Below are 12240 nucleotides of genomic sequence, written 5' to 3' on the forward strand. Positions count from 1 at the left end.
CATCTTTGATCTTCAGCGAGGGTCAGCCGAGGCGCAAGCCCATTGTAATTGCCTTCTTCGCAGGACAACGTGCCCCTGATCGTGCCATCCGGCTCATTCCTCTTGGTCGCGGCTATTTCCAATAAACACAAGTATAGGTTTGCCTCACCTCTCCGTCTCGATAATGCTCAGCTGCTTGCAGCTTGGCGACCGGTTGGCTGCTTGGGCTCCGCGAGGACGTGATCGCTGCCGATTGCCGCTCCAGTAGTGCGGTCCTGGCAAATGGATGGAGTTCGTGGCAGCTGAGTTTCGGAACATGCACAGGCTATCTTCACAACGGGGCACAAACGGATGCCACACGCCATGCAAATCTGCCCTTTGCAACACTGAACGATCTCACGTATCGCCTTATGGGGCGTGCGCCCTTGGGCTGCACCGAATTCAGGGCTCACGGAGCAGAAGAATCAAAGCTTGATCCCATCTATTTCATTCTGACTTTGTCGCCGGATGAAACTCACCCTCCTGGATAGATGGACACAGTTGAAACGCATCTCGAGTGCATTGCTGGTGCTGCGTCGTTCGATCGGATGAAGGGTTCAGAACGGCCGCTTGTCTGTCCAAGATAGAAATGTGGAATAATGAGCCAGGACATAAACCATTCGCCTGCAGTATGCTTCCTTCTGGGTCTTCCCCGCTCGGGGACGACACTGCTGGCGCATTTGCTTCAGCGGCACCCGGCAATTGCGGCTCCGCCTGAGCCCTGGCTGATGTTGGCACTTGAGGCGTTTGGTCGGGTCGACCACTGTCATCCGGCCGGGGCGTCGCTAGTTCAGGCCGCAACCTCGCAATTCTTAGAGCGAATAGATCGAACGAGCGTCACTCGTGCTTTTTCCGATGCAGCTTATGGTCAGTATTTGGCAGCCGCCGGCAAACGCACGCTGATAGACAAGACTCCGCGCTATTGGATGGTGCTCGATTTTTTGGATTCCCTCTATCCGGAGGCGCCGCGAATTGTTCTGATGCGCAATCCCTATGCCATTGCCGCCTCACTGAAATCGACGTGGGGCGTCCCGCTTCTGTCGGCAAGTTCCCCGTCCGCGGTCGCAGCCTGTCTCGCCGATATCGTGCTGGATCGGCCTACGCCCGCGATCGCGTCTTCTCTTGCCGACCTCGTCCTGGGTCTGCCTGCGCTCGCGGCGTACGGCAGTCGGTCTCGGACGCAAGTGGTGCACTATGAAGTTCTTGTGGCGCATCCTAGCGAGGAACTCCGGCGCGTGCTGGCCGGCCTTGGTTACGCTCCGGCCGAGATGTCATCGGCACCGTTGGAGCAAACGGACTATCTCAGGTCCAGCACTTTCGGAGATCGAAAGATTCTAGAGAAAAAAGCCATCGACGATCGCTCAGTCCAGGCTTGGCAAACCGAATTGAGCATCGAGGAGATGCAGGTGGTGACGGATCTGGTTGGTGTCCAGCTTTTGATCGAGCTCGGCTATGAGCAGGATCTTCGGTTCGCAGAACAAGCTGGCGTTGTAAATAAGGGCCGGGAAGTCACCGAAAGCTATCGCCAGTTGTTTCGAAGCTGCTGGGATTTCCTCAAGAGCAAGAGAGGATTATTTGACACTGCAGCTAGCGGCGCCGAGCTAAACAGTATTGGCGGGCAAGCTGGAGAGAACTTCCCTTTGGCTTTCGGCCCCTCGATACTTCTGCAAGCGCAACGTCTGGCCGAATCCAAGAGGGAGGAGAATTTGCGGGTCGCAAATTCAATTGCCGCGGAGTTGACTGAAGCGCTCACCGCTTCGAGGGCCGCTCTGCCAGGAGGCCATCCGTGACGGCGTGATGCAGTCGAGAGGCAAGTTAGCGCGTTTGGGGAGACCTTTTGATGTCAGAAGCAACTCGAGGCGCTGCTTCAGCCCTCACGCGCAAACAACATGAAAGCGGAGAACGACAAATTGCGGCATTTGACGCATAAATGGCCGAGATATCCAGCAAAGATTAGAACAATTGCTAACTTGCTCTCGTCGAAATTTGGTGTTCTCCGGGCGCCCGCGCCATGCACAAGCCGTCCTTCCATACTTGAACTCGCGAAAGTCGGGGAAAGGCGGCAGCGCCATCGAGCATCGGAAGTCTTGGCCTTGGCTGCCTTACACAACGCCAAACTGGCCACCGGCGTCAGAGTAGACGTTCGCATGCTCGAGCTAGAGGAACCCGGTGTGGCGATAGGCAGTCGACGTCTCTGCAGGGCTCCCCCAAGACTTATGTCATAGTCCGGTCGCGACGGCGCGATGGATTACTTTCAAAGGCGGGCGAGCGATCTTCAACACCCTTTTCTGTTCCTTGCGAGATCAAGGACGGAGCAATGCGCGGTAGCCGTCGCGCATCAGTGCCAAACCGGCCTGAACCAGGCGGATAATTCGGCTTCGTAGCTCGTGGGTTTTCCAGGCTCGCTCAGAGTTGCGTCGTTGGCCAAACAGTACCTCGGCGATGGCACGATAGGAGGCGCCGTCCATGTGCCCATCAAGGGCGCGCAGGCTCAAGGCCAATCGCTCACGCTGTTGTGCCGATATTTGGCGAAGCGGAGGTCCTGGCGGACGCCCCTTGATTGCACGCCACAATCGACATGAGGCGTGCGCGCGAATCTCGAAGTCCGCGTCCTCCAAGGGCAGTTCGATGGCATAAGCGGCACCGAACCGCGGCGCCTGCTTCAGCCACAGGTGATGCTGGGTTCCGTCAATGCGCAATACAGCATGCCAACCATCATCTGCCTGTCTGATGCTGTCCGATGCAAGATCGGCAAGCTCAAGCTCAGCGGCAAAGCCGTCCGAACCGGACGCGCTTTCAACGATCGGTAGCACTGAAGGCATAGCCTCCGGCGCCCAGAAGACGGTCTGCTCCTGAAAAGACCTGTGCGGATCATGGGCGAAAGCAGAGGCCCCATCTCCTCCGAAACTCAGGAGTCACTTGCCCGTGTTTCGAGAGCGTGTCTCGGTAGTCAGCTTGATATTCAGGATTGCGACGGAGGCTTTCCCAAGCGAAATCCGACATCTCGCCGGCGGTGACGCTCTGATACGACTGAGGTGAGCGCCAATCGAATTTAGACACTGTGTGATCTCCCGCCAAAGCAAAATTGCGGCGCAGTGTCTATAAAGCCCTGGGTTGCTGCGGAAGCCCCGAATTGTGCATCACACGTGATGCACGTAATCGATCACGCCATCAACGAGAGAAATTATTCTCTCCGGCGCAACCCCGGCGATAGATTTTTACTATTTGGGATCGCCAATGCGAAGCAAGTGGCCGTAGCCGTGGACAGCCATCCATTTTGCGCGAGCCAAATGGCTGTCGTATGCATTGCGAGCGCGTACGGGCTCGCATTCAGGATCAAGATGCAACACGACCCGCACGACTTCTTTCCAGTCGGCGCCATCCGTCTCAGCATCGAGGAGACGCCAATACGTCACCAGATGCTGCTCGTCGTAGGTCGTCAGCACCGACTCATTCGGCACGACGTCTGCGATCTCTGGATCTAACGCCAATTTTTTCATGTGAGCTCATACGGCGAGTGCGTTGACTTTATCTGACGAACTTACTGCAATAGGTTGGCTATAGCCAGTGGTTTGATGGTCCACCAAATGGCTGCTTCAGCGCATGAAAGCTCGTGCGCTTGTAGCCTGGAATGTGCGAAGGATCCGTGTGGGTCTCGGTATTCCGCAGGAGCAATTGGCTTACGATTCGGGGATTGACCGCTCATACATGAGCGGCGTTGAGCGGCAAAAGGAGAACCCCACAATTGATCTTCTCGATCGGATCGCTCAAACGTTAGGTGTTCATTTATCTGAGTTCTTTGTTCAACCACCCAAAGGAGCGACATCTCAAAAGACATTGCGCAAAGGCCGCAAGCCGACACGTTCACGTCACAAAAAGAAGTAGGCACTGCTCGCATAAATTCGCGCGGAAAACATAGCAATTTGGCCGAAACTTTGAATGGCTGCGGGAGTGTCGCATCCCGAATGGCTCGACCTTGCAGATCGGAGGCATTGCCGGCACCGATGCCGAAGGCTATGGCGGCTTTCATGATGAAGTCGACAATCATTGTGTCCAGGTGTTGGCTCGGCGATCCTGATTGCCGCGATCGACGCTGGCATCAATATATCGATGCCCGCAAGTTCACCTTACGGGTATCAGCAAACGCCGACGAATGCCGCGCGCAACAGTTTTGGTGAGTCGTTCGGCCGCGTCGCCGAACAGACGACCAATGTCGCTCATCAAGCCGGCGTTCTTCCAGATTACTTCCCTCGCCGCGAACCTATCGGTTCAGACCGAGCCGCCGAAGCCGATAGTCGAGTTGCGCTCGGCTAATCCTGAGCGCGCGTGCGGCAGCCGAGACGTTGCCGCCGGCCCGCGCCAGAGCCGCCTCATAGGTGGCACGTTCAACATCCGCAAAGGACGCGCCAGGATCGGCTGATGGCGCAGCAGGCGCCTCAGGCTGGGCGCCGTCTGCGTGGAGCGGCATCCGTCCGAGCCGTCCCTCGCTCGTGAGCTTGATCGAGAACGGTGGCAGCAGCTCGGAGCCGCTGAAGAGATGGCCGAGGTCGATCACACCCCGATCGTCGGCATAGACCACGCCGCGCTCGATCAGGTTCTGCAATTCGCGGATGTTGCCGGGATAATTGTACTTGAGCAGCGCATCGGTTGCGCGCCGGCTGAAGCCGTTGAGACGCCGGCTATGCCGCGCGCAGTAGACGCTGAGGAAATGCGCCATCAGGAGCGGAATGTCGTCGCGCCGGTCGCGCAGCGGCGGGATTGCGATCGGAAACACGCAGAGGCGGAAATAGAGATCCTGCCGGAAGCGGCCGGCCGCGACTTCTGCCCTGAGATCGACATTGGACGCCGCGACCACTCGCACATCGAGAGAGATGGTCTTGATGCCGCCGACGCGCTCGATCTTGCGTTCCTGCAGCGCGCGCAACACTTTGCCCTGCGCCGAATAAGTCAGCGAAGCGATCTCGTCCAGGAACAGCGTGCCGCCCGAGGCACGCTCGAAATAGCCCGCGCGTGAAGCGATGGCGCCGGTGAACGCTCCTTTCTCGACGCCGAACAATTCGGATTCGACGAGCTGCTCGGGGATCGCGGCGCAGTTGATGGCGACGAAGGGACCGGCACTGCGCCGGCTCATTGCGTGCAACTGACTGGAGAACAGCTCCTTGCCAACGCCGGACTCGCCGACGAATAGCACGGTCGCATCGGTGGCGGCGACCCGCTCGAGCTGGCGCCGCGTGCGAACGAAGGCCGCGGACACGCCAACAGCGACATCGCTCTTGGCATCGACTTCCGCAAGCGCCGCTTGTTCGGCAAGGGGGACCTTCGTCGCGGAGTGAAGCGGGCGACTCTTCCACTCCAGACCAAAATATTGCCGCTCCGGCGCGTCGCTCCAGGCGTCGGCGTGCTGACCGATGATCACGCAGCGCGGCGCGCCCATGCCGGCGCATTCGACCTCGCGAAAGATAACGGGCCTGCCGAACAGCTTTGTGGTGTAACCGGAGGGATAACCGACTTGGAGCCAGCACACCGGCTCGGTGGCAAGCCCGTAGCTCGCAACATGCTCGGCAGCTTCCGATGAATCGTCCCAGTAGAACTCGCCGAAATAGGTGCCCTTGTCGCGGTCGAACTCGAAGTGCCGCGTCGTGACCTTGACGAAGCCTTCCAGCGTGTGCACCCGCGGTCCGGCGGCCAGCGCGTGCGTCAGGTCTTCATGCGGAAAGCGCTTCTGGATCAGCGCGGCGTCGCGGGCGCCCTGCATGTAGCCGACGCGCATGAAGATCGCCTTGGCAGTCTCCATGCCGAAGGCGTCGATGATCTCGGCGCGCAGACGTCCCAGCACCTGCGATTGCATTAACACCATGCGCTGGTCGTTGAGCCAGATGCGACCATCGCCGAGCGCGAAATGCAGGGACTCCGCGAGGTCGTCGAAGGTCGGCGGAGCGCCGGTATGAAGCTCGCTGCTCGCGCCGCGACTGAGGATTTGCGCCGAACGGCGCGACGCCTCGGCGAGCGAAATCAGGGACTCCTTGTCGGGCATGCCGGCCTTCGATTTCACTAAATCATGAAATCAAGCTTAGAGGGATTTCACGATTTCATAAAGAGAGATTTGAGCGAGGGCGCGGGCCCCCATGCGCCCTCGCCGGTTCGGCAGCAACCTCATCTATTTGAAATGATTTGATAATTTATCACATCCAGAGCCTTTGCCGGTGATCAGAACCCGCGTGGCACCGGCCTTGCTATTCCCCCGGATTAAGGGAGGAAAACGAAAACAAGAGGGCTGGCCCGCAGTCCCGAGCACGACGGATGGAGCTCATCTGCGTCCGGGTCACGACGATCTTACACATCGCCGGCGTGCGCTCTTGCGACTGTTTCCCTCCCCCATGCCGCAGGCATCGCGCCGTGCGGATCTGCAACAACAGCCCGCGCTGGCGGGGGACACTGGAGGATCTTTGATGAACACGCAGGCTCACAATTTCATCGCCATCGAGCGATGGCAGGGCAAGGCATTTCTTGGCGAATGGTCGGCGACCGGCGGCGGCGTGGCCGATGTCAGCGATCCCGCGACACGCGCTGTGCTCGGCTCGGTCGGCATCGGCAATGCCTCTGACGTCGCGAAGGCCGCATCAGAGGCGCGGCTCGCACAGCCGGCCTGGGCAGCCAGGCTGCCTCAAGAGCGCGCTGCAATCCTCAACAAGGCGGCCGACCTCCTCGAGCGCAATGCCGAGGAGCTGATCGGCTGGATCATACGCGAGAGCGGGTCGATCCGGCCGAAGGCGGCAATCGAGATCGAGCACGGAGCCGGCTTCGTGCGTCATGCCGCCGCCGTTGCGCTCGAGCCGAACGGAATCCTGCTGCCGTCGATGGAGCCAGGCCGCTCGAACACAGCCAAACGCGTACCGCACGGTGTCGTCGGTGTGATCTCGCCATTCAATTTCCCGCTGGTGCTCTCGATCCGAGCCATCGCGGCTGCGCTCGCGGTCGGCAATGCGGTCGTCCACAAGCCCGATCCGCGCACGGCTGTGTCCGGCGGCATCATCATCGCGCGCATCTTCGAGGAAGCCGGCCTGCCGCGCGGCGTGCTGCAGGTCGTGCCCGGCGGCGCGGACGCGGGCGAAGCCATGTGCGCCGATCCCAACATCGCGATGATCTCGTTCACCGGCTCGGCCGCAGGAGGCAGCAAGGTCGGCGAGGTCGCCGGCCGCAACCTGAAAAAAGTTCAGCTCGAGCTCGGCGGCAAGAATTCGTTGATTGTGCTCAACGATTCCGATCTCGATATCGCGGCGTCCAACGCTGCCTGGGGGGCATTCCTACACCAGGGGCAGATCTGCATGTCGACCGGTCTCGTGCTGGTGCAGAAGAACATCGCCGAAGGGCTGGCAAGTCGCATCGCAGAGAAGGCGCGGCATCTGCCGGCCGGCGATCCCTCGTCCGAGCGTGTTGCGCTCGGACCGATCATCAGCGACGCACAGGTCGCGAAGATCCAGTCCATTGTCGACGATGCGGTGGCCAAGGGCGCGCGGCTGCTCGCCGGCGGCGTGCATGACGGCCGCTATTATCAGGCGACGGTGCTGGCCGACGTGAAGCCCGGAATGCTTGCCTTCGAGGAGGAGATCTTCGGCCCGGTCGCCTGCCTCGTCAGCTTCGAGACCGACGATGAAGCGGTCGCGCTCGCCAATCGCTCCGACTACGGGCTTGCCGCCGGCGTCATCTCTGGCTCGATCGCGCGGGCCCGTGCGGTCGGCGAGCGCTTGAACGTGGGCCAGCTCCACATCAACGACCAGACGGTGAACGGCGGTCCGTTCGCGCCCTTCGGCGGCCGCGGCCGCTCCGGCAATGGCAGCCGCGTCAGCGGCCCCGCCATCTGGGAGGAGTTTACACAGTGGGTCTGGACCTCCGAGAAGCCGCAGGCAACGCCCTACCCGTTCTGATCTTCCGCATGGCGTCCGGCGCGCACTGCGCCGGATGCCCACGCTCCCAATCCCCTCATTCCCTGTCCGGAGATCCCACAAATGAAAATCCGTGCCGCCATCGCCCGCGAAAGGGGCGCGCCGCTCAGCCTCGAAAGCGTCGACCTTGAAAATCCACGCGCTAACGAAATCCTGGTCAAGGTGGCCGCGACCGGCGTCTGCCATACCGATCTCGTCGTGCGCGACGGCATGCTGCCGACGCCGCTGCCCGTCGTGCTCGGCCATGAAGGCGCTGGCCTCGTGGAAGCTGTCGGCGCGGCCATCACCAAGGTGAAGCCGGGCGATCACGTGGTGATGACGTTCAATTCCTGCGGCGCCTGTCCGAGCTGCCGCGATCACGCAACCACCTATTGCCACGAATTCTTCCCGCGCAATTTCTTCGCGACGCGCGTCGACGGCAGCAGCGGCCTTTCCAAGGACGGTGAGCGCATCAACGGCAACTTCTTCGGCCAGTCCTCCTTCGCAACCCACGCGCTCTGCCATGAAGCCAATGTCGTGAAGGTGCCGAGCGATGCGCCGCTCGAGCTGTTGGGACCGCTGGCCTGCGGCGTGCAGACGGGCGCCGGCGCGGTCCTGAACGCCTTGCGCGTTTTGCCCGCAAAATCCTTTGCCGTGTTCGGCGCGGGCTCGGTCGGCCTGTCGGCCCTGATGGCCGCGGTCGTCATCGGCGCGACCACGATCATCGCGGTCGACACCAAGCCTTCGCGGCTGAGCGTCGCCAACGCGCTTGGCGCGACGCACACGATCGATCCGACCAAGGTCAATCCGGTCGAAGAAATCATGCGGATCACCGGCAGCGGGCTGAATTTCGTGCTCGACACGACCGGCCTTCCCGCCGTAATCCGCAGCGCGGTGGAAAGCCTCGGCCCGCGCGGCGCCTGCGGCATCCTGGGGGCTTCGGGACCCGATGCCGAAATCGTCCTGAACGAAACCCACTTCATGAGCGGCGGCCGTCGCCTGATCGGCATCGTCGAAGGCGAGTCCAATCCGGACATTTTCATTCCGATGCTGATCGATCTCTACCGGCAGGGGCGCTTCCCCTTCGATAAGCTCGTGAAGTTCTACTCGCTCGACGAGATCAACAAGGCCATCCACGCCTCGGAAACCGGCGAGGTCATCAAACCGATCGTGCGAATGACCTGAGACAGATGCGAACGAACATCAATAAAGCAAACAATATGAGGAGGAAACCATGACCACACGACGTCAATTCCTGAAGAGCACGGCCGCCGGTGCAGTGGGCCTGAGCCTCAGCGGCCTCAACCGGAGTGCATTCGCAGCCGCTGACGATGTCATTCGGATCACGCCGAGATAGGCGCGCCGTACGGTCGGATCGGCCATCGCCGCAGCCGGATCGCGTGTTTCGGCGTGGGGTCTCGACCGTAATCTGCGTGGGGGCCGACTAATCAGATTCAGTGCAATTAATGACTTGATGGGGTCCCGAAGACGCCGATGGGGGTCATTTTTCGATCAGCAATTCACACTGTGGTCACCCTGTTCGAGGTCGCAAGGACACCCGAAAGGAATCTTGCAAAGCGTCTCCCAAAACAGCAAAGCGAAATTAAGAGGATCCAGTCCATTGTGATTGATCCGTCCGTCTTGACGACGCCTTTCTGCCGGCGCGAAAGAACGCCCCGCCCGATGAGATCGGGCGGGGCGCTGGCGGAGCGAGGGTTACTCGCCGGTCTTGCGCGGCCGTGACCAGAGGAGCGTATAGCCTTCGCCGGCTTCATCGTCGAACAGGTTCGCGTAGATGGGCGCGTTGAACGAAGGGTCATCGAGCTTGAGCGAGAGGTAGTCGCGACCTTCCTCGGACCGCTTGGACCAGGCTGCCCCGATTTCCGCCCGGCCCACATAGACGCGGTGGCTGGGAGCGTTCTCGTTTGAGCGGTTGGCCTCGGGGACGATGCGGACGCCCCTGGCCTGCAGACTCAGCGTGACGATCTCACCCTGGAAATCGTTTCCGACCTTTTTGAACGTACCGATGCTAGCCATGTCACTTCTCCTTGAGGTTGTTTCGAGCCCCGCGACCACCGCGGCCTCGATGGCGATCTGAGGGCCGAAGACGATCGGCGACGCACCCGCTTTTTCTCGCGGGCCGGAGCGTTAAGCGGAGGACGCCGACGGGGAGACTTTCTTGTCTCGCGAGGAATGGGCGTTAGCCCAGGGGAAGAAAGTCTCAACCGGCGGCGTTGCGGCTCAGACGATCGAGGCGCAGCCGGTCTTCGGCCAGATCAAGCCAACGAGGCGAGGTGCGTCCGAGCGCTGAACACAGACTTAAGCGAAAGACCTGGCAGAGCTCGACTTGCAATACAAGAAGGCGACCGGTTTCGAGGTAGAGAAAGAAAGAGGGTGCGGGAAACGGCGACATTGTCGCTGAGAAAAAACCCCGACCGTCTCCCCTTTGACCCCTGATAGCGCCGAATAAGGCCGGCCCAGCCGTGGTCTAGCGGAACGAAGACCGCCGCCCTGTTCAGAAGCTTTTCAATGATCGGGGCCGCCCGAAAAGAAAGCAATCCCAGACATAGCGGCCAAGCACTATTCCTTCACTCCATGCGGACCGGTTAAGGCGGACTTTGCTCGCCACTGCGCATTTGGCGATTGCGGCGAGCCGAGTGTCCGCTCAATGTAATCGGGCTGGTACTTATCCGTTATCCGAATGAGCTCCTCCACGGGCCACTCGCATCGTGTCCGGCATGCATCAAGGGCCAAGACGAGCGGCAGGCCGCCCTTGAGCGTGCAGTGGCTGGGCATCGCCTAGTGGTTTATCACAGTGGTTTTGACTCTTTGGAGGTCGTTGGATAGGCGCGGCGGAGTTTGGCGCGGGCTTTGTCGGTTGTGAACATCCACTTGATGCGTTGTCGGGTTTTATTTCGCGGCCGTTGCCATGCGGCGATCTCGTTTCGGAGCCTTTTGGGGTCGTCGATGCGACGGCCGAGACATTGACGCTGCAGCACGCTGATCTCGCACTCGACCATGTTGAGCCAACTTGCGTGTTTCGGGCTGTAGTGGAATTCGAGGCGGCGCAGGATGCGACGGGCCTCGGCAGGCGCAAATGCTTGATACAGCGCGCCGGCGGTATGAATCGACAGATTGTCCTGAACGACACGGATGCAGGCGGCGTCGGGATAATGGATGTCGACGAGTTCACGCATGCAGTGCGCGTAGTCTACGGCGGCGCGGCGGTCTGTAACCTTGACGTTGCGCCAGCCACGATGCGGGTCGAAGGTAACGAAGAGATTGACGGTGCCGTTGCGGCGGTACTCGTAATCGTAGCGCTCGCGCTGTCCCGGCTCGGCTGGAATCGGCTGACGGACCTCGCCGATGAGCTGGACGGGGGTCTCGTCGAAGCAGACGAGCGGCCGGACGGGATCCGGCGCCTCGGCGTAGAGGTCGAGCACGTCCTCCATGCGGGCGACGTATTCGCCATCGACATGGGGGATGCACCACATGTCCCTGCGCCATGGCTTGAGGTCGTTCTCGGCCAGCCGGCGACGCACGGTCTCGCCCGACAGGCTGTCATGATCGGTGAGCTTGACGATCGTGTCGGCCAGCAGCGTCAGCGTCCAACGTTTGCGGCCGGCGGGCGGCTTGGCGCATGCCGTCGCCACCAGCAGGGCCTCCTCCTTGCCGGTCAGCTTGCGCTCTGCGCCCGGACGCGGCTCCTCGCTCAAGGCCCGCTCCAGATTGCCTTCCACGAAGCGGCGCTTGGTCCGGCCGACGCTGGACAGGCTGACCCGGACGGTTCGGACAATCTCCGCGTCGCAACTACCGGCATCGGCCGCCAGCAAAATCTGCGCCCGCTTGAGCTTGCGGGCGGCATGCTTGCCGCCGCCGAGCATCGCCGTCAGTTCGTCCCGCTCGATTTGGCTCAATTCGACCCGATAACGTACATTCATGCTTCGCCTCCTTGTCGGAGGCCGGGACGAATCCAGCGATGAGTCAAAAATCAGGCACGCGCTTCACGGAGAAGCAGGGGCACTACCTGGCCTTTATCTACACCTACGCGCACATGTTCGGACGCCCACCCGCCGAAACCGACATGCAGCGCCATTTCCGCGTCAGCCCGCCGTCGGTCCACCAGATGATCGTCACCCTCGAACGAAACGGCTTCATTCGCCGTCAGCCCGGTGTTCCCCGGAGCATCGAGATTCTTTTGCCACCCGAAAACTTGCCCATCCTCGAATGGCTCGGCATCAAAACGTCAAAATCACTGTGATGAACTACTAGCCGCAGTCTCGGCATAGGCGCTGGGGGC

At 60.9% G+C, this 12240-nt stretch carries 12 protein-coding genes and 1 pseudogene; 7 read left to right on the top strand and 6 right to left on the bottom strand.

Going from position 1 to position 12240, the window contains the following annotated elements:
- Positions 1-617 precede the first annotated feature (617 nt).
- The gene (locus QA640_RS39745) at positions 618-1808 is read left to right on the top strand and encodes a sulfotransferase (RefSeq protein WP_283038073.1); all 1191 of its coding nucleotides are present in this window, start codon (positions 618-620) and stop codon (positions 1806-1808) included.
- A 513-nt stretch (positions 1809-2321) separates the two neighbouring features.
- Here QA640_RS39745 and QA640_RS39750 read toward each other — a convergent pair.
- The 3 genes from QA640_RS39750 to QA640_RS39760 all read right to left on the bottom strand — a co-directional run bounded on the left by QA640_RS39750 (position 2322) and on the right by QA640_RS39760 (position 3518).
- Entirely contained in the window at positions 2322-2840 is a 519-nt protein-coding gene (locus QA640_RS39750; protein ID WP_283038074.1) for a DUF2285 domain-containing protein, read from the bottom strand.
- A gap of 49 nt (positions 2841-2889) precedes the next feature.
- Positions 2890-3021, bottom strand: a complete 132-nt coding sequence (locus tag QA640_RS39755; RefSeq protein ID WP_283043029.1) for a DUF6499 domain-containing protein — start codon at positions 3019-3021, stop codon at positions 2890-2892.
- A gap of 218 nt (positions 3022-3239) precedes the next feature.
- Complete coding sequence (locus tag QA640_RS39760; RefSeq protein WP_283038075.1) at positions 3240-3518, bottom strand: DUF2285 domain-containing protein; 279 nt, start codon at positions 3516-3518, stop codon at positions 3240-3242.
- Positions 3519-3621: 103 nt separating this feature from the next.
- On the opposite strand from QA640_RS39760, the gene QA640_RS39765 reads away from it, so the two are divergent.
- The gene (locus QA640_RS39765) at positions 3622-3903 is read left to right on the top strand and encodes a helix-turn-helix transcriptional regulator (protein WP_283038076.1); all 282 of its coding nucleotides are present in this window, start codon (positions 3622-3624) and stop codon (positions 3901-3903) included.
- Between the two features lie 76 nt (positions 3904-3979).
- Positions 3980-4224: pseudogene (locus QA640_RS39770) on the top strand (TrbI/VirB10 family protein); the annotation flags it as partial.
- Positions 4225-4279: 55 nt separating this feature from the next.
- On the opposite strand, the gene QA640_RS39775 reads toward QA640_RS39770, so the two are convergent.
- Positions 4280-6052, bottom strand: coding sequence for a sigma-54-dependent Fis family transcriptional regulator (locus QA640_RS39775; RefSeq protein WP_283038077.1), 1773 nt, complete (start codon positions 6050-6052; stop codon positions 4280-4282).
- Positions 6053-6467: 415 nt separating this feature from the next.
- Between QA640_RS39775 and QA640_RS39780 the strand changes: the two genes are divergently transcribed.
- From QA640_RS39780 to QA640_RS39790, 3 genes are all read left to right on the top strand, one after another.
- Positions 6468-7943 carry a benzaldehyde dehydrogenase gene (locus QA640_RS39780; RefSeq protein ID WP_283038078.1) on the top strand — a complete coding sequence of 492 codons (1476 nt, stop codon included), beginning with the start codon at positions 6468-6470 and terminating at the stop codon, positions 7941-7943.
- Positions 7944-8024: 81 nt separating this feature from the next.
- The gene (locus tag QA640_RS39785; protein WP_283038079.1) at positions 8025-9125 is read left to right on the top strand and encodes an NAD(P)-dependent alcohol dehydrogenase; all 1101 of its coding nucleotides are present in this window, start codon (positions 8025-8027) and stop codon (positions 9123-9125) included.
- A 49-nt stretch (positions 9126-9174) separates the two neighbouring features.
- A complete protein-coding gene (locus tag QA640_RS39790) occupies positions 9175-9297 on the top strand; it encodes a twin-arginine translocation signal domain-containing protein (protein ID WP_283038080.1) in 123 nt (40 codons plus the stop codon).
- Between the two features lie 359 nt (positions 9298-9656).
- On the opposite strand, the gene QA640_RS39795 is transcribed toward QA640_RS39790, so the two are convergent.
- Together QA640_RS39795 and QA640_RS39800 are read right to left on the bottom strand one after the other, a co-directional pair.
- Complete coding sequence (locus QA640_RS39795; protein ID WP_283038081.1) at positions 9657-9977, bottom strand: DUF736 domain-containing protein; 321 nt, start codon at positions 9975-9977, stop codon at positions 9657-9659.
- 773 nt (positions 9978-10750) lie between these two features.
- The gene (locus tag QA640_RS39800) at positions 10751-11881 is read right to left on the bottom strand and encodes an IS630 family transposase (RefSeq protein WP_283038082.1); all 1131 of its coding nucleotides are present in this window, start codon (positions 11879-11881) and stop codon (positions 10751-10753) included.
- A 38-nt stretch (positions 11882-11919) separates the two neighbouring features.
- Here QA640_RS39800 and QA640_RS39805 point away from each other — a divergent pair, with 38 nt between their 5' ends.
- Positions 11920-12201 (top strand): helix-turn-helix domain-containing protein, encoded by a 282-nt coding sequence (locus QA640_RS39805; protein WP_283038083.1) that lies wholly within the window; start codon positions 11920-11922, stop codon positions 12199-12201.
- Positions 12202-12240 lie beyond the last annotated feature (39 nt).

The organism is Bradyrhizobium sp. CB82, from assembly GCF_029714405.1.
Taxonomy (GTDB): domain Bacteria; phylum Pseudomonadota; class Alphaproteobacteria; order Rhizobiales; family Xanthobacteraceae; genus Bradyrhizobium.